Genomic DNA, 22,850 nt, shown 5'->3' on the forward strand with positions numbered 1-22,850 from the left:
GACGATTTTTATTCGACGCGTGCCATGACATCGCCATAGACGAGAAACGCAAAGGCAGCCGATGACACAGACGCCCCCGCAAGGCGCGCTGAAGAAAATGCCTCGCCAATTGTTTCGCCGCGACTGTAGAAGCCCTCGAGGCCGGCGATAACCAGATCGCAGGCCGCCTTATCCTGGACCCGCCACAGGGGAGCCACAACAGCTCCAAAACCTCGATCTGCGAACATCGGCGCCCAACCATCCGCCCAAGACAGCGCCTCTTTGACCGTCGCCGCCTCACAGGCATTCAGGATTACCATTGTCCGGTCGCGATCACCCAGCTTGGTATCGCGGTGGTTGACGTCTCGAATTTGCACCGGGACGTCCTCCATCTCAAGGCTCGCATTGTTGCTTTCGCTGGCAGCCGCACCGTGACCTGCAAAATGGATAAGCGATGTCTTCGGCATATTGTCGCCGCTCAGGAGCTTCACAAACTCAGCCTTCTCGGCCGTAGCCTTCCTTGCTCCTAGATTCGCAACCAACCACTTTTGCTCCTCGCGCGCGGCTGGCAGCGTGCCGTTTGCGTCATATTCCGGCACGAAGCTGTACTTCTCTCCACTCGGAATGCGGTGCGGCACGTCTCCTCGCCTGAGTGACCAACGTCCGACCGGATGGCTCAGGAAGAGATGATTACCCGTTGCAGGGCGCATCAGCTCCCATGGGATATGGAATTGATCCAGAACGAATTGGATCGGAAATCCTTCGCCCAATTTACTCCGCAGATGCTCATACGCATCACGGAATTCACGAGGCGTAGCCTCCCATATCTCATCGCCAATGCTTCCCATTCGGCTCTTGAGATCAGTGGGCAAGGTTTGCGGACAGTCGCGGATCAGTTCAGCTGCATATTGTGCTGGCGATGTCCCCAATTCATGGCTGGCGAAGGTGGTCCCGGCCGGCCCGGAGACACCTGGTGCGAAATGCCACAGCCATGTGAGATTGCGATCTTGGCCGATAATCCTAACGGTCAAAGTTGGTGCTTCAGCTATTTCTGCCGGAAGCACCGTGATTGGCGAAAGCATTCGACCAGACTGCGCTGGCCCGGTGAGTTTTCCGACGCTGAAAGAGTGCGAACCGCAGAATCGACCTTGATGAGAGAAGCCAACTTCCACGACCACCTCGGTCTCGATCGGAAGGTCAGACCGAAGCCGAATAGTGATTAATGCAGCCTTGGAGGTGCCATCTTCAAAAATGGTGATCCTGCCTTCACCGCCCACGGCCTCGAAGGCAGAGGATGAAACCTGTGCCATCACCTCGATCTTGTTCCAACCTTGCTCAAATATACCCAGGTTGAGCGGGGAAGTTGCAACATCAGGGCAGTGAACCTTCAGGTCGATCGTAATCGTCACCTCGTGCCCTGCTATCAGCTTATCCGAGGTAGAAACTTCCGGGTATCGAATTACCGGGCTCGCATTAGGCGGCACGTTCCCGGAGGAGCCTTTTTTCCCATCATCACCCGAATTATCCCAGGGGTCGACGAGATACCAATCGTTGGTTGCAGGCTCCAGGGTTCCTGCAACTTCAATCTCAGCCTTGATCTCATGCTTTGTAAGAAAGGCCGCCACCATGCGGATCGCTACCGTTCGCGCATGCTCAGAATGAACCTGGCCTTCGATGCGAGCGAACTTGCCGCTCAAGGTGATCTTCAAAGAGTCGACCTGGCCGGGGATCTCGCGTGCAAGACGCGCAAGCACTTTTGCGGTCAATTCCTCGACCGTCTCCCAACTGAAAACGCCGTAGTCGATATGGTCATCGGTCATATATGCCCCCACCGCGCGCGCCTAGGCGGCCAAGACGACATCTTCAATCCCGGGGACAATATTCCCGGAAACTCGCAGTCGCCATGCGCCTTCTGGTATTGTCAATTCACCGACATAGCTCTCGCCATCTTTGTGAAGTACGGTCGATGGCCCCGGCGATCCATCTTCGGTCTCGGCGTGAGCGACCAATTGCTGCTCGTTCACGCCACCTTGCACAGTGGCGATCAATGGAAATGCGATCCCAGCTTCGTATGCGTCGTCCAACCAGAGACTCACGCCACGCCGTGGGGGTGCTGATCGGAACTTGTCCATATCCAGCCCCATGAATTTTACCGCCGCCAGCATATGCTCACGAACGCTCTCTTCCTTGCAGAGGCTGGAATGGGCACCCCAAACATGGGTCGCCACGCCAGCATCCAGATCGACGGGAAGCGCCGATGGTGCTGGCACCGTTCCATCACCACCGATATCGCGCAGTTCGATGCCTTCCATATCGGTCAGCAGTTCGACGCCGTTGCTGGTGAGACTTGCCGACTGGAATGTCGGCTGACGAACTCCGATCACAGGGGAAAGATAATCCGCCCTATAGCCGTCAAGCTGCCGGTTCTGTGCGATCGCGTCCTGGATCTCGCTATGGAAGGACGCAGCCTTCTCCACCATAGCCCGATTTAGGTTCGGTACTTCAGTCTCGCTAACGCGATGATGCTGCCCTCCCTGCATGATACACGGATATGTCGGCAGCAACTGGTGAACCGACGCAAAAGATCGAAGCGGAAGGGTGGCATCGGCATGGAGCGGTCCAATCCCTTTCGATAAACCATTAGCTAGGAAACCCAGCGCGTTCAGAGATCCTCTATGAGGCGTTCCTAGGGTGAACAGCCGGCGGACGTTTTGCCAGCCGCCAAGACATTCGATGTAGTACCGCGATACCAGCCCACCCATCGAGTGGCCGATAAGAATGACCTTCGCAGCGTCATTCCCCGAGGCTTTGCGCCAATTGGCCAGCTTCTCATCGACGAAGGTAGCCAGCCGCTTGGCGCTGACACGGTTGTCGCGACGCCAGTCGTAAGCGAACGGGAAGAAATTCTCTCCCTGCCTCAGCCCTACTGACTGCCGCAGCATCTGCCCGAAACCACCGTACAGATCGGACTTCATGAGCCCTGGGATCATGGAAATGCCACCAATCACCTCTCCCGGTCGAATCCCATCTCCAAGATCAATGTCGTGTGATTCGCTTGAGATGATTAGATCTTCAAGCTGATGCTCTCGCAGCGTCTTTAGAATGAAACCCGACGTTAAATTCCAAAGGACTTTGCCTCCCCGGACCAATGTGGATCCGGCTATCCCAGGCAGAAATATGACAACGTCAGGAAATGTGCTGCTCATACGTCCCAAAATAAAGTTTCATATGCGGATTTTCCATCTCAAGACTTTCTTGTGCATACCCTGCTCGTTGTCCAGCACCGAAATGGTCAGCAGTTTGTTGTGTTGGCCCCAGCATCCTTGCGCTTGGCTGCACCTCGCATGTGCCGCTCATCTGAGTAGCTTGATGCTCGAAGGGCTCTTCGCTTCGATCGGGCTATCGCCTCGCGCTAATCAGACGCCCGCCTTCCTCTGAACCTTTGCTTGCCCGACTCTGCCCCACATCTTCGAGATGCGAAGATGTAGGGCAGCATCACGAATTCATCAGAGCCAGCGAACCCGGCCGGTCGACAGTTCGTACACGGCGCCCACGACCTTCAACTCTCCACGCTCCTGCGGCTCGATCAGCATAGGCTCCGAGAATTTCTGCAGGCGTTCGACCATCCGCCGGACATTTTCCTCGACAGCGGTATCGACCAACTTGTCTTCACCGACATTGCGCTGAGCAGCCAGAACGGCCGGTACGATCGGCTCGATCATACGGGCGATGCTACCCGGAAAGCGTGTGTCCTTCGTCACGACGTCGGCTGCAGCCGCAACAGCGCCGCACTTCTCATGCCCCAACACGACGATGAGCGGCACCTTCAGCACGGCCACCGAATATTCGATGGAGCCCATGCCGGCGGTGTCCACGTTGTTACCGGCAGTCCGGACAATGAACAGTTCGCCGAGGCCGGCACCGAACAGCTGTTCTGGACCAACGCGAGAGTCCGAACAGCCCACCAGCGTCGCGAACGGCTGCTGACCTTCTGCGAGCGCCAGTCGCCGCTCGCGTGACAAGTCGGCCGGCACCGGCGCATCAGCCACGAATGCCTCATTGCCGTCGACCAAGCGCTGCAGGGCCTCGTCCGGTGTCGGTTGCGTGCTAATTACGCTTGCAGTTGCCACTTCTTACTCCTTCACATGAATGGGCGCGCGAGGCAGATAAGAACCGTCTGTCGCCGGCGCCCAACTCGATCGTAACGATTGATTTCCGTCCCTTTACGGCCTGTTGGAGGGTGTAACGGCTGCGTCTGTCCTTTGATCCCCTACCCTACCACTGCGTTCCCGCCACAGGAGGAAGCGGCCCCGGGCTCTTCCTCCCCAGAGACTCCAAAAGGTCGATTTCGATCGTCCTACACATCGTTGATAGCGGCACGTCATGGACGGTGTTGGCAAACGGGTCCGTCAGATCCTGCCCGATCCGCAACGCAGCCAGGAAGATCATCCCGATCAAGGTCGATCCTATCGGTGTGTAGAGATCCAGCGTCTCTACCAACGAGATCGGTAACAGCACGCAGAACAGCCGCGTGAAGAAGTTCGGCATGAACTCGAAGCCGCTGGGCAGCGGCGTGTTCTTGATCCGCTCCATGCCACCCTGGGCATTGGCGATGTCGATCATCACTCGTTCGAACAGGGACTGCTGGATGGTGTCGATCTTCCCATCAGCCCGCGCTCCAGACACGATGCGAGACATGTCCTCGAGCAACGCATTGGGGCGGTTCGTACGCTCGGCAGCCACTTCGGCGGCCTCCTTGCCCGCCAGCCGCTCAATATCCTCTGTCGGATCCTGCCCCCGCAGCCGGCACCGCATCGCGTGCGCGAAAGAGATCTGCCGCAGCACAATAGCTTCCGCTTCCGGGCCAGCCGGCAATACATTGCGACACAACCGGGCGATGCTGCGCGATGCGTTGATCAAAGCGCCCCATAAGGTGCGCGCCTCCCACCAGCGGGCGTAAGCGGCGTTCGTCCGGAACCCGAGAAACAAGGCGATGGCCGTGCCGAACAGCGCGACCGGCAGCGCGGGCTCCTTGATCGGCATGAACCGATGGAAAATGGTGACCGCCACATCCCAAGCGAACAGGATGGTCAGCGGCTTCCAGATTTCGAGTATGATCTGCTGCAGGCGGGGACGCGCTCCGACGATCATCGCGGTGCTCCATTGTCTATGATGTGAGAAGTGTAGCGCCCAATTCTTAAAATCAGGGGGCCACCAAGGATTCAGGCTGACGAGCGCCTGTTCGGTTCAGGATGTCGAAATTGCCCTCGGCAAAAAAGCCGATATGCACCGGCTCGGGCGATAGGTTGTTCCAAGACCATTCGTACAAGCTGCCATGCTGGGGGCGTAATTCCCCGCGCTGAGCGCCCGATGCAATTGTGTCGGCAAGAATTGAACCTTGGTGCCCATCTTCCAGGCGAAGGCGGTAGCGGACCTTTGCGCCGCGACTTTCGCTTACGAACCGTACGGTTCCCTCCCCGGCCACATAGGCTGCTACCCGCTGCGTTTCCCCCGGCTGGATCGTGAAGTGCATACGCTTCGTGGCGGGTGGATCATTAAGTGGTGCGTGCAGTCCGCCGGACATCGCCCACACTCCCACCACAGCGAGAGCGACGCATATCAATATGCCTGTCCCGACAAAGATGGCGTCGAATTTTCCGATCCTCACGTCGCGTCTCGATGGCGACCCGCATCCTGTTCAAGCACGGACCGGATCCCGATATGCCAGAAGCCGCAGCGCGTTGATGACCACCAGCAAGGTGGATCCCTCGTGAAGGGCGACAGCCGGTCCGATGCCAAGACCCAGGATGGTCGCCGGTACGAGGAAGGCGACGACACCCAGGCTGACGAACACATTCTGCCTGATAACCCAGCGCGTGCTCCGGCTGAGGCCCACCGCAAACGGCAGGTGCGACAGATTGTCGGCCATGAGCGCCACATCGGCTGTCTCCAAAGCAACATCTGAGCCGGCCGCGCCCATGGCGATACCCACGGTTGCGGTCGCCATCGCTGGCGCGTCGTTCACGCCGTCACCGACCATGGCGACCTTGGTTTCGGCACGCAGCTTCTTGATGGCCTCGACCTTGTCTTCAGGCATGAGATCGCCCCAGGCTTCATCGATCCCGACCTGCTTGCCTATGGCATCAGCCACACGCTGGTGATCGCCCGAGATCATGATCATCCGCTTGATGCCGATCTCGCGCAGGCGTTCCAGCGCCGCGCGGGCTGCTTCGCGCGGCGTATCCAGAAGACCGATAGCCCCCATATCCCGCGAGCCGCTGCGCACGACCATGCTGGTCTGTCCTGCCTCCCGCAGCGTCTTGATCGCAGCATCCATCTCGGTGGACAGCGGGGCGATGCCGTCGCTGCGGAACATCTCGGCCTTGCCAATGAGAACTTCGTCCTCACCGACAAGAGCCGAGATGCCGCGACCCGTGAGGCTTTTCAGATTTTCAGCCTCCGGAACTGGATGATCGCCAATATGCTCGCGCCCATCTCGCGCAATTGCCTGGGCCAAGGGATGGTCGCTGAGGCTTTCTACAGCCACCGCCAGCGCCATCAGTTCTTCCCTGGTGACGCCAGGCGCCGGGATGATCTGCTGGATGCGCGGCTCGCCCATCGTCAGCGTGCCGGTCTTGTCGAATGCGATAGCGTCGAGCGAACCCAGCAGTTCGAGTGGGGCACCGCCCTTCACCAGGACGCCGCCACGCGCCGCACGGGCAACACCCGACAGCACGGCGCTCGGCGTCGCAATGGCCAACGCGCAAGGGCTGGCGGCCACAAGGACGGCCATCGCCCTATAGAAACTGTCGCGGAAAGGCTCGTCGACGACCACCCATGCGAATAGCAGCAGGAAGGCGAGTGCAAGGACTGCGGGCACGAAGAAGCGCTCAAAGCGATCCGTGAACCGCTGCGTGGGCGACTTCTGCGTCTCCGCCTCGCTGACCATCTTCACAACCTTGGCCAGCGTGCTTTCGCTCGACAGCCGCGTGACCTCGATCTCGATCAGGCCGCTGCCGTTGATCGTCCCGGCGAAGACCCGGCTTGCTGCAACGACGCGATCAGGATTGGCCCGAGCAGCGTCCGCGCTTTCGACCGGCTCCTTATCGACCGGGATGCTTTCGCCAGTGACAGGCGCCTGATTGACCGCAGAATTGCCCTTGATGACGAAGCCATCGGCCGCGATGCGTTCGTCCGGCTTGATGATGACCACGTCGCCAAGGACCAGTTCCTCGACCGGTACGACGCTGGAGCCACCGTCCATCCGCCGAACGGTAGCCGTCCGCGGCGCCAGTTCGGCCAGCGCTTCGATTGCACGCTTTGCGCGACCCATGGCGTAGTGCTCTAGCGCATGCCCCAGACTGAAGAGGAACAGCAGCAAAGCACCTTCGGCCCATGCCCCAAGAGCGGCCGCACCTGCTGCTGCCACAAGCATCAACGTGTCGATCTCGAAGCGCTTCTGACGCAGATTTTCGATAGCCTCACGCACGGTGTAGAAGCCGCCGAAGACATAAGCTGTGATGAAGAGAGCGAACGGAACCCAGGCGGGTGCCGTCAGGAACGTCTCGATGAGGTAACCCACGCCCAGTGCGCCGCCGCAGGCCAAAGCGAAAATCAGCTCGGTGTTGGGTCCAAGCAGTCCGCCATGCCCATGATCGTGATCGTGCTTCTCGCCTGCCGGGTGATCGTGATCCTTGTCATGGTCATGTGCAGACGGCTTCTTGTCCGGAGCGGTGAGAGCCCTCGGGCTTACACCTGCATCGCGAAGCGCCGTAAGAATTCCATCTTCCGAAGTGAGCATACGATCGAACTCGACCCGCACTGTCCCAGGAAGAATGGCTTCGGCTTCGAGCACGCCTGACAGCGCGCGAAGCGTTTCGCCAATGGACCTGGCCCGCCTCTGGTGGCCGATGCCCTCGACCTCCCACACCACATGGCCGATGCGCTCTGCGATCTGCGTCCCCGCCGCCTTCGCCAGCTCCCGGATACGCGGAAGTGAGATCGCGTCCGGATCATAGTGGATACACAGCTGCGGCAGTGTGTCCGCTGACTCATTGGTTACATGCACTTCAGCGACGCCGGGACGGCTTTCGATCAAGGATATCAGGCGCGAAACGCAGCCATCAGCCGTGTCGATGACTTCGGGGAGCAGCAGGGGGACATCGAGGCGGAGTTTTTCAATCATGACCATCATCCTGGTTGGGGCACGCTATCTTCGGTAAAAGCAGTTACCATCAGGGTGGATGCAGGCGTCCCTGCTTGCTGATCGTCCGAGTTCTCCTGCAGATCAGCGGTTTTTGATCGGCGCGTACCAGCTTCAACGTGTCTACGCCGGTTAGGCTGACGTTAAGCTTGTTGCCGACATAGGTCAGGCCCGTGTCGGGTGCGGTGAGCCGGATAGGCTTCTGATCCGGTAGGATGGCGAGATCTAGCGTCAGTCCGTCGACCAGGAAATCCCCATCGAGCTGGGTGCCATCCTCGCAGACATAGAGATGCTCGCCCACTAACGCTGGCGTTGAATTACGATCATGGCGACTTTCATCACCGCCGCTATTCTGCTGGCATCCCATCAGGCTGAGCATCAGGGCTCCTCCAGTCAGGGAGAGACGGCTCAAACGATATTGTTTCAGGCGCATATTGTTTCCCGGATCCGGAGGATAAACTGTCGCCATGAGCGGCAAGAGAAGCCGCCCATGGCGCGGGCCGTTCTCACACACAGGGGTAGGTGCGGCGGCCAAGCTGGTCATCAGTCGAACAGTTCGCGCAGGAAGCCCTTGCGACGACCATGATGGCCGCCTCGAGATCCGTGGCTCTCGCCACGATCGCTTCCGTGCTTTGAGCCGAACACACCAAGAGTGCCTTCACGCCGTTCGGCCGGCTGAGTTTCGCTGATGCTGCGTTCGATGATCTTGTCGAGTTCGCCACGGTCGAGCCAAACGCCACGACACTGGGGGCAATAGTCGATCTCGATGCCCTGCCGCTCGCTCATGAGCAGGTCGACGTTGCAGACCGGACAGGGAAGTCCATTCGAAGAAGTACGGTTCGTCATGTCAGGCTTCCTTGGTTTCTGGGCGACCTTTGGCCTCCCGAATTTCGCTACGAGCGTCCTGAAGGATTTCGACCCCGCCCTTGATGGCGATCAGCGCAGTCGCGACGCCGACAAGGAGATCCGGCCAGTTTGTGCCGAGCCACCAGACCAGCACGCCTGCGATCAGGATCCCGCCATTCGAGATGAAGTCGTTGAAGCTGAAGGTGGTCGCAGCACGCATGTTGACGTCGGGCTGCTCAAGCCGTTGCAGAAGCCTCAGGCAAATGAAGTTTACGACGGCTGCCACTGCCGACATCGCCATCATCGCTGTGCCGATCGGCTCGCTGCCATAAACATAGCGACGGCCGACATCGACGAGGATGCCGACTGCGAAGACCAACAGCATAGAGCCGGAGAACATTGCCGCCCGGCTCTTCCACATGACGCCTCGGCTCAGGGCTACGAGGCTCAGAGCATAGACGAGAGCATCCGACAGATTGTCGACGCCATTGGCGATGAGCGCGCTGGAGTCTCCAGTGAAGCCCACGACAAAGAAGGCAACAGATATGAGGACATTCAGGATCAGCACAATCCAGAGCGTTTTGCGCTCCATCCTCTGATCGCCGGCACGTTTGGTCTCAACCATCGCTCTTCCCCCTGCCCTTGATCACGCTGAGCGAGCGCCGCTTGTGGCGATTGACTGGAGAGACTGCGCGGACCGTGCGCTTCACCGCCGCCATGAAACTCGCGTCCTGCGTTCTCATTTGACGGCGAAGGCCTGTGGCTAGCGGGCGTGCCAACAATCCAAGGATACCCTTGCATTCGAAGCTGTGCCGGACATGCAGACCGGTTTCATCCTCATAAATTTCATACCCCTCTTCGATGCTGAAAAGCGGCAATGTGGCTGCTCTCCAGCGGATGATATCGGGCTTATCATTGGCTACAATTCTGGCTTCCAGCGATGCCTGCTTGCCCATCAGCGTCCAGGTCATGTCGATCTTGTTCCCAAGTTCGACGACCCCCGCGCCAAAGCGATAGTGGGGATGCCATGCCTCATAGCGATTGAGGTCGGCCAACAGCGTCCACGCCCGCAAACGCGAGATCTGAGGACTGAATATGGTTTCCTCTCTCATCGGTCTGATCCTTTCCTTCGATCAGGAAGAGGCGGGAGGGCAGTTGCTACCCTCCCGTCGCATCAGTGCTGCGGTTGAGCAGACGGGGAGACCTCGACCTCTGGATCGTCCTCCTCGACCATGCTGGTGCGGCCGTATCGCGCGTAGAGCGTCGGCAGGACGAACAGGGTCAGGAGCGTCGCGGAAATCAGGCCACCGATTACGACAGTCGCCAGCGGCTTCTGGACTTCGGCGCCAGCGCCGCTGCCCAAAGCCATCGGCACGAAGCCAAGGCTTGCAACCAGCGCGGTCATGACCACCGGCCTCAGACGCTGAAGCGCGCCCACCCGAGCGGCTTCGGCGCGATCCATGCCAGTTCGCATGAGATCCTGAATGGAGGACACCATGACGAGGCCGTTCAGGACCGCGATGCCGGACAGCGCGATAAACCCGACCGCCGCGGAGATGGAGAAGTCCATGCCCCGCAGGAAGAGGGCCAGAACGCCACCTACCAGAGCCAGCGGAACGCCGGTGAACACGATGGCGGCATCACGGACCGACCCCAGCGCACCATAGAGAAGCAGCAGGATCAGGACGAAGCAGGCCGGGATCACCAGTTGCAGGCGTTCCTGAGCCGATGCCAGATTCTCGAACTGGCCACCCCATTCGAGATAGCTGCCAGGCGGAAGACGCACTTCCTTACCAATGGCAGCCTGCGCGTCCGCCACCACACCGCCGACGTCACGGCCACGCACGTTCGCCTGAACGACAACGCGACGCTTGCCGTTCTCACGACTAATCTGGTTGGGACCGTCAACGACGCGGATATCCGCCACGCTGGCCAGCGGGACAAACTGCCCACCCGGCGTCGGCACCTGAACCTGGCTCAGCAGCGATATGTCGGCGCGCTGCGCTTCAGAGAGACGGATCACCACCGGGAAACGACGGTCGCCTTCGAAGATCATCCCCGACTGCTGGCCGCCCAGCGTTGCGTTCACGATGTCCTGCACGTCCTGAGCGGTGACGCCGAGGCGGGCCATGGCATCGCGATTGACGCGAATGTCGAGCATCGGAAGGCCCGTGGTCTGCTCGACCTTGACGTCGGCAGCTCCCTGCGTCCGGCGCAGGACGCTGGCGATCCTCTCCGCCGTCGCGTTCATCGAGTTGAAGTCGTCCCCGAAGACCTTGACCGCGATATCACCACGCACGCCGGCGATGAGCTCGTTGAAGCGCATCTGGATCGGCTGGGTGATCTCGTAGGCGTTGCCCGGGAATTTGGCGAGTTCCCCCTCGATCCGAGAGATGAGTTCCTCCTTCTTCAGGCTGGGGTCCGGCCATTCCTTCCGGTCCTTGAGGATGACGAACATATCAGTGGCGTTGGGCGGCATCGGGTCGGATGCCAGTTCGGCCGTACCGGTCTTGGAGAAGACGAACTTCACCTCCGGCTGCTTCGACATCATCTGCTCGATCGGCACCTGCATCGCCTGGCTCTGCTGCACCGACGTCGCCGGAATACGCAGGGCTTGGATCAACAGGTCGCCCTCATCGAGCTGCGGCAGGAAAACCTGTCCCAGCGACATGAAGGCCAAGATCGCGAGAACGAAACCACCGACACCCGCGCCAACGGTGACTACAGGCCGCTTCATCGCCCGGTCGAGACCGGGTTCGTAGCGGGCCTTGAGCCAGCCCATGATCCGCCCTTCCTTCTCCTCGATCCGCTTGGACAGCCACAGGGCAATCGCAGCAGGCACGAAGGTCAGGGAAAGGATGAAGGCACAGACCAGCGCGATGATAACGGTCAGCGCCATCGGCACGAAGGTCTTGCCCTCGACACCGGTCAAGGTGAGCAGCGGCACATAGACGAGGATAATGATCGCTTGGCCGTAGACTGACGGCTTAATCATTTCCCGAGCAGCAGAAGCGACCGTATCCAGCCGTTCCTTCACGGTGAGCAGACGCCCTTCGTGATGCTGATGCTCAGCCATGCGTCGCAGGGCATTTTCGACGATGATGACGGCGCCATCGACAATGAGGCCGAAGTCGAGAGCGCCAAGGCTCATGAGGTTGGCCGACACCCCGGCACGCAACATGCCAAAGCCCGTCAGCATCATAGTCACCGGGATGATGACGGCGGCGATCAGCGCGGCGCGGAAGTTGCCAAGCAGCAGGAACAGCACCACGATGACGAGGACAGCGCCTTCGCTCAGATTCTTGGCGACCGTCTTGATGGTCGAATTCACCAGCGCCGTGCGGTTCAGCACCGGCTGCACGATCACGTCCGGCGGCAGCGAGGCGTTGATCTCCTCCAGCCGGTTGGCGACCGCAGTCGCGACGGTGCGGCTATTCTCGCCGATCCGCATGATGGCGGTGCCGACGACGACTTCGGTGCCGTTTTCGGATGCCGACCCCATACGAATGGCCTGCCCGGTACGAACAGACGCAACTTGCCCAAGGGTGATGGGCACGCCCTCTCTGGTGGCCACCACGATCTTGGAAAGTTCGTCGGCATTACGGACGAGAGCGTCTGCACGGACTGCCAGACCTTCACCGTTGCGGTTGACAAAGCCGCCGCCGACGCTGGTGTTGTTGCGCTCGAGGGCAGTGCTCAACTGCGTCAGGGTGATCCCCATCGAAGCCAGGCGCTGGACGTCGGGCACGACGAGGAACTGCTTGGCATAGCCGCCGATCGAATCGACGCCGGCCAAACCCTGCGTGTTTTTCAGCAGCGGCGAAACGATCCAGTCCTGCGCGGTACGCAGGTAGGTCGCCTTGTCTGTGTCGTTGGTCAGACGTTCGCCTTCCGGCGTGATGTAGCTGCCATCGGGCTGCATGCCGGGTTCACCCGGCTGATGCTTGTCGTCCTTGCGATGCTCCAGACGGACGGTCCACATATAGACCTCGCCCAGACCGGTGGCGATCGGCCCCATTTCGGGCGTTACGCCATCGGGCAAGTTCTCGGACACGCCTGTCAGGCGCTCGCCGACCTGCTGGCGGGCGAAGAAGATATCCGTTTGATCGGAGAAGACCGCCGTCACCTGCGCGAAGCCATTGCGGCTGAGCGAGCGGCTATATTCGAGGCCCGGAATACCGGCGAGTGCGGTTTCGATCGGGAACGCGACCTGCTTTTCGACAAGTTCGGGCGAAAGCGCGGGCGCACGGACGTTGATCTGCACCTGATTGTTTGTGATGTCCGGCACTGCGTCGATCGGCAGGCGAGACAGAGCGGCAGCGCCGATCACGGCGGCTATGGCGGTCAGCAGCAGGACGAGCCAGCGCTTGTGAACCGCCCAGGTTACGATTGGGGCGATCATCGGCTCAGTCCTCCGCGGCTTCGCTCTTGCCGAGTTCGGCCTTGAGCGTGAAGCTATTGACGGTGGCGATCTCCTCGGTGCCCTTCACGCCCGACTTGATAATCACGCTGTCGCCGGCACTGTCGCCCAGCTGGACGGCCGTTGCCTGGAACCCGGTCTTGGTCCGCACAAAGACGACCGACCTGCCCTCCTCTGTCTGCACCGCAGTCAGCGGCACACGGATCGCGCCATCGCCGCCGCTGCCGGTGAGCGCGACCGATGCCGTAACCGGCTCGCCGACGCGCCAGAGGCCATTACGATTGTCGAGAGTCGCGATGACGGGAACCAGCCGCGTATTGGCATCGAGCGCCGGCGACACGAACGTCACCTTCGCGGTCGCCTGTCGACCAGCTGCCTTGATATTCACCGTTGCGCCCGGACGCACCCGGCCCGCATCCTGCGGCTGCAGGTTGAGCGAAAGCGACACGCTCGAAAGGTTGGCAACGCGGAACAGTTCAGCATCCGCCGCGACCGTCTGCCCCAGCACCACGCTGCGGCCGATAACCTGACCCGACATAGGCGCTACGATGCCGATGCGATTGAGGCCGCCCCCACCCGTGCCCGCAGCAGAAACCTGCTGCTGCGCCAGACGAAGGGCGATGCGGGCTTCGGTCGCTGCGGTGCGGGCAGCGATGAGATCCTGCTCAGGCGAGACGCGCTGCGAAAACAGACGCTGTTCGCGGGCGAGATTGCTGTTTGCCAGAGATAGCCGGGCGCGTGCCGCTTCGGTCTCAGCGTTGAGAGAAGCTGCCTCGCGGCTTTCGATCACGGCCAGCGTCTGGCCGCGACCGATCGACTGTCCAAGGTTGCGGGTGAGCGAGACGACGCGGCCACCGATCGCTGCGGAAACGACCTGCGTGCCCTGCGGATCACCGTCGATGGTCGCGGGCAACTCGATTGTACCCGAGCCGCCCATCATAGGGCGCGCCGTTTGAATGCCAGCCGATGCGATCTGATCGGCCGAGAGCGTGATCTTGCCCTCTTCGGCTTTATCCCCTGCCTTTGCTTCAGCAGCGGGTGCCGCGTCGTTGGACGGATTCTCCTCGGCACCGCTTCCGCAAGCGGCGAGCGCCAGCATCAGGGACAGGGGCAAGGCGGCGTAGATGATCTTCTTGGATGTCATGGATCAGTTCCCCTGTTCCGGCGCGGGCGCTGTCAGGCGCTCCAGTTGCGCGCGGGCATTCTGATAAGAGGCAAGTGCGTCGATGGCGGCGAGGCGCGTCTGGGCCAGCGTGCGTTCGGCATCGAGCAGATCGAGCTGGCCGAACTTGCCCTCGCGATAGCCGATACGAGCAATACGGGCCGCCTCCTGGGCTGCCTCAAGGGCGGGTCCGGTTGCAGTCTGCGCGGTCACCGCCGCGTTCGATGCCGCCGTCTGCGCGTCCGTGATGGCCTGCTCGACATCAAGCGCCGTCATCCGCTTCTGGGCTTCCACCTGATTGCGCTGCGCGCGAGCCTGCGCGACAGCCGCCTTGCCCGAATTGAAGATCGGGATAGGCATCGTGACCGTGAAGATCAGGGCCGTATCGTTGGTGGCTGACAGCCTGCGTAAACCGGGGCCAGCTTCGAGATTGGGGACTCGTTGAGAATTGGCGAGTCGAACATTGGCATCAGCTACGGCAAGGTCCGCATCTGCGGCCGCCAGGGCCAGCGTACCTGCCGCGCTCGGTGGGACTTCGGGACCATAGCCATGTGGCAAGCGCTCCAACCATGCCGTATCGAGCGGTCCGCCCATCGGCTGCCCAATCCGACGCTCGAGATTGGCGCGGCTGGCCTGTGCCAGCCGGATAGTCCGAACCAGTTCGGCATCGGCGTTGATCTTCGCAACGTTAGCGCGCTGCTCCTCTATCGGAGAGGCCCGCCCGGCCTTCACCCGTACGCTCGCAGCGTTCGCGGCGTCGCCGGCTATGCGCGCCTGATCGCGCGCCGTCTGGACACGCCGTTCGGCAGCAGCCGCTTCGATATATAGCTGCGTGACCTGCAGCCTGATGTCTGCCTGCGTGATCGCCGAGACTAACAGTGCCTTGTCGGTCTGGGCATTAGCGACCGCGATGCGTGCGGACCGCTTGCCACCCAGTTCGATGGGAACAGCCATGCTGACCGTCGACTCGGCGCTACCAACGCCGCGATACGGTCCGCTTCCTGCGATATTCTCCACCTGCGTCTGCACGGTGGGATTGGGACGAAGACCAGCGACGGTACGTGCGGCGCGGGCTGCTTCGACATTGGCTTGCGCGGCTTCGGCCGCCGGGGCGCTGCCACCAGCGGCGGCGACTGCCTGATCAAGCGTATAGGGTGACGCCCCCGCTACCGCAGCGGGCATTTCCTGTGCCTGCGCCACAGCGACGCAGGACACGGCAGCCAATAAGGCTGCAATGGATCGGAACATGAATAGGAATCCTGAACACGAGTCATGGACGACCGGCGGCCTGAATTCAGGCGCAACGGTCCACTATGGCTCTGTCAGGCTATGGGTGGGCGCAGGTCGGGGCCGATGGACCAACGCTTGGACGGGATCGGCGCAGGAATGAACGCAGGCGCGTTCACCGCGGAGGGGAGCATATCATCGCTGGCCGAAGCTGGCACGAACGCCGGAGCGCCCTGGCAACCACCATGATGATGCGGCATGCCCTTGTCAGCATCACCCTGCGTCTGGTCCGCATCGCCATCACTATGCACGTAACCGGAGCATTCAATGGTGGGTGCCTGAGCGTTAGGAACTTCCTGGGCATGCACCATCGTCGTCGTCAGCATGGACAACGAAATCAGGCAGAGCAGGAAACGTCCTAAGCGGCGCATGACAGGCTACATAGTAGGCTTTCCGCAGAATGTCATCTGCAAAAGTAATATCGCGGCATATTGGACTGTTTCTGAATGTTACATCAGATCATTGTGCCATGATAGCGCACTGATACACCATATCATCACGGATTAACTTTGCCTAAACTATGATGAGATCCAATATACATCATGGCATCAGCAAGAATCATTCGAATAAATCTGCATGACGCGCCAGACACAAGGCACAATTTGCCGAATTAGCTTACCCTCATTTTATGGGGATTACAGATCCTTTGGAATCAGGCTGCACTTTAGACAGAAGTTTTCTGATGCCGCTTATCCGCGGACCATCCGGGGAACCAAAGCTTCTTCTCTATCCGTGAGTGCCGCCCGATAATTGCTCATGCATTCCTCTACGATGCGATCTTGATTTCCGACGAAGATCGCGGCTGGAAATCCATGCAGCATCCCTTCAGAGGCATTGCCAACCATTGACCGGCAAAAGCCTCCAGACTGCGACTGCCGTTATAATCACTCCGAGCAACAGAACGCCGCCAACGACAAGAAGAGCGGCACGGTGCCACTTGATGCGGGCGTGGAGGTCATCGAACACGTCAGAGAATTGATCGGCGATCAGGGCAAAGTCGTCGCTGAGGCGGGTGCTTTGCCGCTTCACCTCTGTCGCGATAACATTGAGCGTCTTCCACTGGTTCAGCCCGGCAATCCCCAACATCACCGCGAAGACGATTGCTCCTATAAGCACGCCAAGGTTCGTCCAGAACTCGAGGCCGCACGACGCCGGCACCTTCTTGAGTTGGGAAACCACGACGATCGTTGCAACAGGAATGCCAAGGAGCTGGCCTTGGATATCGACGATGGTCTTGTGGATCTTGCCTACGAAATCCAGTCGCGCCGTTTCAACCTCATTGCGGATCTTCGAGTACGAGAAACTCGAGGTGAAGAGTCGGTATCCCTTCTCAACCTCATTCGCGAGGCGATCTAGATTCCGAATTAGGAAACCGAACCGATCCTTGTCGCGTAGCGAACGCACCATTTCGATGAGGGTGGTCTGAAGAATCGTCCGCTTCTCATCCAAGTGCAATTCGTCCGCGAACAGCTTCGTCAGCCGCGCAGCCTGACCCACCACGTCGCCGCGAAGGTCCATTGAACCAAACTGGATCGGCACGACGACCTTCTCTTTGCCGATGAAAATGAGCTGACGCATCGTTTCATCAACCAGCGACGCGCTATCGCGAAGTACCTTGAGCACGTCCAAGACTGCACGATACGCAAGCAGTTTTGGCGGGACAGGGTTATCACCCGACGCGTAATGCTCTTTCTTGATGTAGTACCGCTGAGGCTCCGCGAGCACGGCGCCAGGCGCCTTGAACAGATCATCCAAAGTGGAAACCAACAGGCCCATCTTTGCCACATTGGGCCGACCAATCGTTACCGGCACTTCTGCCCCAACGGTCAGGTCATAGCCGTCCTCGACCGAAATCTGGGCGTCGTTGTAATGCGTGTCGCTCTCCATGATGGCGGTTAAAACTTCCACCATATGGTCGCTCTTGATCGTCAGAACGTCGCCGTTCTCATCATCGAACCGCGTGGCGCGGTATATCTCGACAAGATCGGCAAACGTAACATCAATCACTGATCATCCCTTCGGCGCGCATCTGATTGATCAGCTCGTCTGGCACATCCATCAACGTAAGGGATTTCTTGTCCTTGTCGAACACGACTTTGCTCTGGTCGATTGCTTCACGCGTGAATTCGACCGACCACATCTTCGTTTTCGCGGTCACTTTCACGAGGGCTTTCAATGCGCTGGCGTTCGGAACGTAGCCCTCATTCAGCTGGCGATCGGTGTTGGCCAGAAATTTCGATAGCCTGCCGGGTTCCTTCGGCATCAGGCGATTTGCCATAGCTTCGAAATCCACCGGCTCCTTCGCCTTATTCGCCTTGCCAAGATAATCCAAGGCATCGGACAGGAACGCCGTCGCCTCGGTGTCGACCATCTTTTCAGTGAGCGTAAATTCCTTCAGTGCATCCACGAGGCTCTGAGTGTCCTTGCGCTCCAGAACAGCCGAATCGCAGCCAAGGAAATCACGAAAATAATCGGATATCGAACCCTTGCCTTTCAAGAAGCTCAGGTAGCGGTCCTGCTTGTCCGCCCAAGCGGTAAGATTAATGCGGCCGGCGAAGCGGAAACCATCGAGATCGAGGTGCTCGACGTCCTCCATTCCATGATTTTTGGTCAGGGCCGCGCTCAGCTTGTCGGTGACCACCGTGACGAGCATGAAATCTGAACCATCCCGTCGGAAGTGGGCAAAAAACACATGCCCGCCGACCGAAGCAGATTTCTTTCCCGCTTCCCGTGCCAGATTATCCATCATCTTGCCGGTAAGACCGAGGAAGTCCTTCTCCTTGGCCTCAACATAGGCACGGATTTGCCCCTCGGTGGGAGAACCTTCTGCCGTTGTGAACCGACCGTGAGACTTGGAAGTCCGGCTGTTGTAAAGTTCATAGACCGTGGAGATGACGCGAAGCGTCGTGTCGGTCACGTCAAGCAACTTCTTGGAGAGTGCGACAGAATAGCCAGCATCGCTACGATTCAGGTCATGAATCGCAAGCGCAATTATCTCGGTCACCAATAATCCCCCCAACGTCCAAAACCGTGACGGACATGACCAATCCTTGGGACGTCCGACTGTTACGCAAAACTTTGAAGCACGAGCGAGCGATAAGCAAGGTGTCGCAGATTTAGCGCAGATATCATGCTCTGGGCTTCGGCTAGGAATCTTCTCGACGCGATGAAAGGTTCATCTGAATCGCCGATAAATAGGGATCGGAGCAGAAGTTGACATTACTCCCCCTCCAGAGGAGCAGAAGTTGAAAATCAGCCGTGATCCTCTGATGACAAAAGCACCGGAAACTCTAGGGGGTCAGGAGCAGACTTCCTGACAACCGACAATTGTGCGATGATGCGCGACTGCGCCGCCGCGCTTGCGATGTCGCCACGCCGCTCCTTGGATTTCGCGATGCTGCTAACTGCCAAGGCGGCGCGGCGACACGCGCCCTTGTCATTCTGCCTGACTGGTTGCCTTGTTCACATAATATTGGCGCTGATGTTCCGGCATCACGCTCCATTCAGGGTGATAACCCAGATCGATATGGGTTTCCCCCGCGGCGATCTGATCGAGCAGTTTCTGTCAATCCGCCGCTGCCATCTCCCGTGCCAGTTTTTCTATCTTATCCATCGCAAACCCCTGTTATATGGCGACAACCGATGACCAACCTTGTTATTCTATGGCCCTATCGCGCAAGTAATAACTCATTGATTTAAATCAAGTTCCCGATGGGCGAGCGTGCCCCGTGCACGACCAGTCGCGATCCGATCTTCGGACAGCGACGGATTGTCGGGAAATCGGTGTTTCAGCGACACATTCAGGGTCCTGATTACCGGAGCGAATCGCCGATCAGGCGCGGCGTGCCACGCTGGCGAGACGCAGTGGCGGACTTGCGGCGCCCTGTTCCATGCCAGCGTCAAACGACATGCGATCGCGCCCCTTGCGCTTGGCGTCATAGAGCGCGCGGTCCGCCCGATCGAAAAGATGCGGCAACTCCTCCGTGCCCGTGATGCTGGTCGCCGCGCCGATGCTGGTCGAGACCGGCAACGTCAACCCGCCGCTCTGCGCAAAACGATGGCAGATGCGGCGACCGAGCGCCGGCAGATTTTCGGGTGGAAGGCCAAAGAGCAGAACAGCAAACTCATCGCCGCCCAGCCGCGCCACCAGGGCATCGGCGGGTACGCAATCCGTCAATATCCCGGCCAGCGCCGACAGCAGCCGGTCGCCGGTGGCGTGGCCGAAGCCGTCATTGACCGCCTTGAAATGATCGACATCGCACAGCAGCAGCGCCACCGGCTGGCCGGCCCGCCGCGCCGCTGCCATCCCGGCGGCCGCCTTCGCCTCGAACGCGCGGCGATTATAGGCGCCGGTCAGCGAATCCCGCTCCGCCAGCGCGGTGATCTGCCGTTCGCGCCGATGCCGCACCGCCGCCAGCATCAGCAGCGCCAGCGACACCTCGACCAATATGCCCTCATAGAGCGAAGCCTTGATCAGCAGCCCCTTGAAGCCGATCAGGCTGACGAACAGGCCCGGCATGAAGATCAGCCCCGACTTGGCGAGGTAGAATATGCCATGGCCAAGGAAGATGTGCCCCAGCCGCACCGCATCGCGCACTTCGCTGGTCCGGCGGAGCGAAAGCAGGAGGGACGCGGCCTTGAGCGACAGGATCGCGACCAGCGCCGAATTGACGAGACCGAACAGGGCGGTGCGATCACTTGCCGGATCGGTGCCCAGCAGCGCCACCCAGACCAGCAGCACGCCCAGCCAGATGCCAGGGAGGCGTCGCCCGGCAAAGGCCGCCGCGCCCTTGGCGAACAACAGATGCGCCACCACCAGCAGGCCATTGGCCAGCCAGACATAGAGAAGGAAGCTGTCCGCCGTGCGCAGCACCGACATGCCGCTGCCCACCACGATGGTCGCGAAACCCGCGCTCCACCAGGCGAGCGAGCGCACCTTTGCCAGACGCCATTCGGCAGCCAGCACCAGCGCCGCAACAAGGGCGATGGCCTGGGTCATGAGCAGCATGGTGACGGCGTCGATCGGCATGGACAGGTTCATCGGGGAAAGGAGCGTGTTATCTAGCCGAATATGCTGAACAAAAGGTTCCCACCCGGATCAGCTCGTCGCACGCATCAGCAGGTCGTCGGTGACCGTCATGGTGAAGATCGGGTCGGCGTCCGCCGGCACTTCGGCGATCGCGTCGACAAAGGCGGCGCGGGTTGCCGGATCATCATAGACCATCTTCGCGTCGAACGCCGCGCGCCAGGTCGCCTCGTCCGGCCATTCGGCATAGCCCACGAACCGCCCGTCCGCATCGCGGTGCAGGCGCGATCCATAGCTGCCATATTTTTCACGGATGAGATCGGTGCCGCGGCGCCAGGCTGCGCGGAACTGCTCCTCCTTGCCGGGGTGGACGCGCCACCAATAGACCGCAACGAACATGGCCACCTCCTTGCGCGGAGACAATGGCCGGGCGGCGGCAGGAGTTCCGGCGGGCAGGCCGATCGCCCGCCCGCCGGCAATGTCGCTTAGAGAATCGACTGGCCGGTCTTGGCCCAGTCCGACATGAAGCCGGCAATGCCCTTGTCGGTCAGCACATGGTTGAACAGGGCCTTGATGACGGCCGGCGGCGCGGTCATCACATCGGCGCCGATCTTGGCGCTGTCGAGCACGTGGATCGGGTGACGGACCGACGCGACCAGGATTTCGGTGTCGAACGCGTAATTGTCGTAGATCAGGCGGATGTCTTCGATCAGCTGCATGCCGTCGAAGCCATTATCATCATGACGGCCAACGAAGGGCGAGATGAAGCTGGCGCCGGCCTTGGCCGCGAGCAGCGCCTGGTTGGCCGAGAAGCAGAGGGTGACGTTCACCATCACGCCATCGTCGGTCAGCGCCTTGCACGTCTTGAGGCCGTCGATGGTCAGCGGCACCTTGATGCAGACATTGGGCGCGATCTTCCGCAGGACCGCGGCTTCCTTCATCATCGTCTCATGGTCGAGCGCGACGACTTCGGCCGATACCGGGCCGTCGACGACGCCACAGATTTCCTCGATCACTTCCAGGAACTTGCGGCCCGACTTGTGGATCAGCGACGGGTTGGTGGTGACGCCGTCCAGCAGGCCGGTGGCGGCCAGGTCACGGATTTCGGCAATGTCGGCGGTGTCGACGAAGAATTTCATGGGATGCTCCGGGGCAGGATTCGCGAATCGGCTCCCTTTAGCGGCTGGCCGATGGATTGGCCATCGGGGCGAACGGTGATTGCCTTGCCCCCCGCCGCCTTCTACCTCTTCCGCGACAGGGGAGCGGCCATGATGTTTGCGATGCGCGCATATATTTGCCTGACCGCCCTCGCCATGCTCGTCCTGCCCTTTTCTGCCCGCGCTGCGGATCAGGAGGCGCAGACCTGGATCAGCGCTGGCGGCGTCGCGCAGATTGACGACAATGATCGCATCGGCATCGAAACAAGCTATCGCCTGCGGCCGGCCGATGACCAACTGCTGCAACGGATCACCCTGGACCATCGGATTGCCGACGGCGTGCAACTGGGCGGCGGCTTCGCCTTCGTTACCAGCCGAAGGCAGAAGGAAATGCGCTTCCACCAGCAACTGATCATCGACTTGGGCGTGCTGCAGAGCCGCACCCGGCTGGAACAGCGCTACATCGACAGCGCCGCGCGCCCGGCCTGGCGCCTGCGCGAACGTATCCAGATCGACATCCCGCTGGAAAAGCAGCGCAAATGGTTCCTCCTGACCTCCGCCGAATTTTTCTTCGAACTGCACAAGCCAAGCGCGGTCCAGGACAGCGAACTTGTCACCACGCGGCAGCTGATCGGCCTGCGCCATGTGCTGACGCCGCGGCTCGGCATCCAACTCAGCTATATGCGCCAGCATAGTTTCCCCGATAACCGACCCGACGAGGTCGTCCATGTCCCCTGGCTGGCGATCGCCTGGCGGCTCTGACGATTTGC

General features: G+C 60.3%; 20 protein-coding genes. 1 reads left to right on the forward strand and 19 read right to left on the reverse strand.

What is annotated here, in order from left to right; genetic code table 11:
• Window positions 1-8: 8 nt before the first annotated feature.
• From ACUCV3_RS22115 to fsa, 19 genes are all read right to left on the reverse strand, one after another.
• On the reverse strand, window positions 9-1,799 hold the full coding sequence (locus ACUCV3_RS22115) for a CHAT domain-containing protein (protein WP_228223022.1): 1,791 nt from the start codon (window positions 1,797-1,799) through the stop codon (window positions 9-11).
• Between the two features lie 21 nt (window positions 1,800-1,820).
• Entirely contained in the window at window positions 1,821-2,954 is a 1,134-nt protein-coding gene (locus tag ACUCV3_RS22120) for an esterase/lipase family protein (RefSeq protein ID WP_482241150.1), read from the reverse strand.
• A 531-nt stretch (window positions 2,955-3,485) separates the two neighbouring features.
• Window positions 3,486-4,109, reverse strand: a complete 624-nt coding sequence (locus tag ACUCV3_RS22125; RefSeq protein ID WP_004210803.1) for a carbonic anhydrase — start codon at window positions 4,107-4,109, stop codon at window positions 3,486-3,488.
• A 145-nt stretch (window positions 4,110-4,254) separates the two neighbouring features.
• Window positions 4,255-5,130: a bestrophin family protein gene (locus ACUCV3_RS22130; RefSeq protein ID WP_037510716.1), complete on the reverse strand. Its 876-nt coding sequence runs from the start codon at window positions 5,128-5,130 to the stop codon at window positions 4,255-4,257.
• A gap of 52 nt (window positions 5,131-5,182) precedes the next feature.
• Window positions 5,183-5,563 (reverse strand): hypothetical protein, encoded by a 381-nt coding sequence (locus ACUCV3_RS22135; protein WP_228223024.1) that lies wholly within the window; start codon window positions 5,561-5,563, stop codon window positions 5,183-5,185.
• A 114-nt stretch (window positions 5,564-5,677) separates the two neighbouring features.
• Window positions 5,678-8,164: a heavy metal translocating P-type ATPase gene (locus tag ACUCV3_RS22140; protein ID WP_228223025.1), complete on the reverse strand. Its 2,487-nt coding sequence runs from the start codon at window positions 8,162-8,164 to the stop codon at window positions 5,678-5,680.
• A 49-nt stretch (window positions 8,165-8,213) separates the two neighbouring features.
• Window positions 8,214-8,561, reverse strand: a complete 348-nt coding sequence (locus ACUCV3_RS22145) for a hypothetical protein (protein WP_037510780.1) — start codon at window positions 8,559-8,561, stop codon at window positions 8,214-8,216.
• Window positions 8,562-8,725: 164 nt separating this feature from the next.
• On the reverse strand, window positions 8,726-8,968 hold the full coding sequence (locus ACUCV3_RS22150; protein WP_037510722.1) for a TFIIB-type zinc ribbon-containing protein: 243 nt from the start codon (window positions 8,966-8,968) through the stop codon (window positions 8,726-8,728).
• Between the two features lie 61 nt (window positions 8,969-9,029).
• Window positions 9,030-9,653 carry a cation efflux transmembrane domain-containing protein gene (locus ACUCV3_RS22155; protein WP_037510724.1) on the reverse strand — a complete coding sequence of 208 codons (624 nt, stop codon included), beginning with the start codon at window positions 9,651-9,653 and terminating at the stop codon, window positions 9,030-9,032.
• Window positions 9,646-10,140: an SRPBCC family protein gene (locus tag ACUCV3_RS22160; protein WP_037510726.1), complete on the reverse strand. Its 495-nt coding sequence runs from the start codon at window positions 10,138-10,140 to the stop codon at window positions 9,646-9,648. The genes ACUCV3_RS22155 and ACUCV3_RS22160 overlap by 8 nt, the downstream gene beginning before the upstream one ends.
• Window positions 10,141-10,202: 62 nt before the next feature.
• Entirely contained in the window at window positions 10,203-13,430 is a 3,228-nt protein-coding gene (locus ACUCV3_RS22165; protein ID WP_037510729.1) for an efflux RND transporter permease subunit, read from the reverse strand.
• A 4-nt stretch (window positions 13,431-13,434) separates the two neighbouring features.
• A complete protein-coding gene (locus tag ACUCV3_RS22170; protein ID WP_228223028.1) occupies window positions 13,435-14,592 on the reverse strand; it encodes an efflux RND transporter periplasmic adaptor subunit in 1,158 nt (385 codons plus the stop codon).
• Between the two features lie 3 nt (window positions 14,593-14,595).
• The gene (locus tag ACUCV3_RS22175; RefSeq protein WP_312313264.1) at window positions 14,596-15,858 is read right to left on the reverse strand and encodes a TolC family protein; all 1,263 of its coding nucleotides are present in this window, start codon (window positions 15,856-15,858) and stop codon (window positions 14,596-14,598) included.
• Between the two features lie 74 nt (window positions 15,859-15,932).
• A complete protein-coding gene (locus tag ACUCV3_RS22180) occupies window positions 15,933-16,268 on the reverse strand; it encodes a hypothetical protein (protein WP_482241151.1) in 336 nt (111 codons plus the stop codon).
• Between the two features lie 454 nt (window positions 16,269-16,722).
• Window positions 16,723-17,904 (reverse strand): hypothetical protein, encoded by a 1,182-nt coding sequence (locus ACUCV3_RS22185; RefSeq protein WP_228221998.1) that lies wholly within the window; start codon window positions 17,902-17,904, stop codon window positions 16,723-16,725.
• Complete coding sequence (locus ACUCV3_RS22190) at window positions 17,897-18,901, reverse strand: nucleoid-associated protein (protein ID WP_228221999.1); 1,005 nt, start codon at window positions 18,899-18,901, stop codon at window positions 17,897-17,899. The genes ACUCV3_RS22185 and ACUCV3_RS22190 overlap by 8 nt, the downstream gene beginning before the upstream one ends.
• 828 nt (window positions 18,902-19,729) lie before the next feature.
• Window positions 19,730-20,926 carry a GGDEF domain-containing protein gene (locus tag ACUCV3_RS22195; RefSeq protein WP_279776199.1) on the reverse strand — a complete coding sequence of 399 codons (1,197 nt, stop codon included), beginning with the start codon at window positions 20,924-20,926 and terminating at the stop codon, window positions 19,730-19,732.
• A 69-nt stretch (window positions 20,927-20,995) separates the two neighbouring features.
• Complete coding sequence (locus ACUCV3_RS22200) at window positions 20,996-21,322, reverse strand: antibiotic biosynthesis monooxygenase family protein (protein ID WP_010338587.1); 327 nt, start codon at window positions 21,320-21,322, stop codon at window positions 20,996-20,998.
• A gap of 86 nt (window positions 21,323-21,408) precedes the next feature.
• Window positions 21,409-22,062: a fructose-6-phosphate aldolase gene (fsa, locus tag ACUCV3_RS22205; protein ID WP_004210778.1), complete on the reverse strand. Its 654-nt coding sequence runs from the start codon at window positions 22,060-22,062 to the stop codon at window positions 21,409-21,411.
• Between the two features lie 141 nt (window positions 22,063-22,203).
• On the opposite strand from fsa, the gene ACUCV3_RS22210 reads away from it, so the two are divergent.
• The gene (locus ACUCV3_RS22210) at window positions 22,204-22,842 is read left to right on the forward strand and encodes a DUF2490 domain-containing protein (protein ID WP_240626789.1); all 639 of its coding nucleotides are present in this window, start codon (window positions 22,204-22,206) and stop codon (window positions 22,840-22,842) included.
• The last annotated feature ends 8 nt before the right edge of the window (window positions 22,843-22,850 follow it).

It is taken from the genome of Sphingobium sp. VMM, from assembly GCF_056790315.1.

Bases quoted from the DNA above. Each gene is read 5' to 3' on its own strand.
- ACUCV3_RS22135 (WP_228223024.1), bottom strand. From the start codon at position 5,563: ATGTCCGGCGGACTGCACGCACCACTTAATGATCCACCCGCCACGAAG.
- ACUCV3_RS22180 (WP_482241151.1), bottom strand. From the start codon at position 16,268: ATGCGCCGCTTAGGACGTTTCCTGCTCTGCCTGATTTCGTTGTCCATG.
- ACUCV3_RS22175 (WP_312313264.1), bottom strand. From the start codon at position 15,858: ATGTTCCGATCCATTGCAGCCTTATTGGCTGCCGTGTCCTGCGTCGCT.
- ACUCV3_RS22200 (WP_010338587.1), bottom strand. From the start codon at position 21,322: ATGTTCGTTGCGGTCTATTGGTGGCGCGTCCACCCCGGCAAGGAGGAG.
- ACUCV3_RS22120 (WP_482241150.1), bottom strand. From the start codon at position 2,954: ATGAAGTCCGATCTGTACGGTGGTTTCGGGCAGATGCTGCGGCAGTCA.
- ACUCV3_RS22210 (WP_240626789.1), top strand. From the start codon at position 22,204: ATGCGCGCATATATTTGCCTGACCGCCCTCGCCATGCTCGTCCTGCCC.
- ACUCV3_RS22150 (WP_037510722.1), bottom strand. From the start codon at position 8,968: ATGAGCGAGCGGCAGGGCATCGAGATCGACTATTGCCCCCAGTGTCGT.
- ACUCV3_RS22130 (WP_037510716.1), bottom strand. From the start codon at position 5,130: ATGATCGTCGGAGCGCGTCCCCGCCTGCAGCAGATCATACTCGAAATC.
- fsa (WP_004210778.1), bottom strand. From the start codon at position 22,062: ATGAAATTCTTCGTCGACACCGCCGACATTGCCGAAATCCGTGACCTG.
- ACUCV3_RS22140 (WP_228223025.1), bottom strand. From the start codon at position 8,164: ATGATTGAAAAACTCCGCCTCGATGTCCCCCTGCTGCTCCCCGAAGTC.
- ACUCV3_RS22170 (WP_228223028.1), bottom strand. From the start codon at position 14,592: ATGACATCCAAGAAGATCATCTACGCCGCCTTGCCCCTGTCCCTGATG.
- ACUCV3_RS22145 (WP_037510780.1), bottom strand. From the start codon at position 8,561: ATGCTCAGCCTGATGGGATGCCAGCAGAATAGCGGCGGTGATGAAAGT.
- ACUCV3_RS22165 (WP_037510729.1), bottom strand. From the start codon at position 13,430: ATGATCGCCCCAATCGTAACCTGGGCGGTTCACAAGCGCTGGCTCGTC.
- ACUCV3_RS22195 (WP_279776199.1), bottom strand. From the start codon at position 20,926: ATGCCGATCGACGCCGTCACCATGCTGCTCATGACCCAGGCCATCGCC.
- ACUCV3_RS22160 (WP_037510726.1), bottom strand. From the start codon at position 10,140: ATGAGAGAGGAAACCATATTCAGTCCTCAGATCTCGCGTTTGCGGGCG.
- ACUCV3_RS22155 (WP_037510724.1), bottom strand. From the start codon at position 9,653: ATGGTTGAGACCAAACGTGCCGGCGATCAGAGGATGGAGCGCAAAACG.
- ACUCV3_RS22115 (WP_228223022.1), bottom strand. From the start codon at position 1,799: ATGACCGATGACCATATCGACTACGGCGTTTTCAGTTGGGAGACGGTC.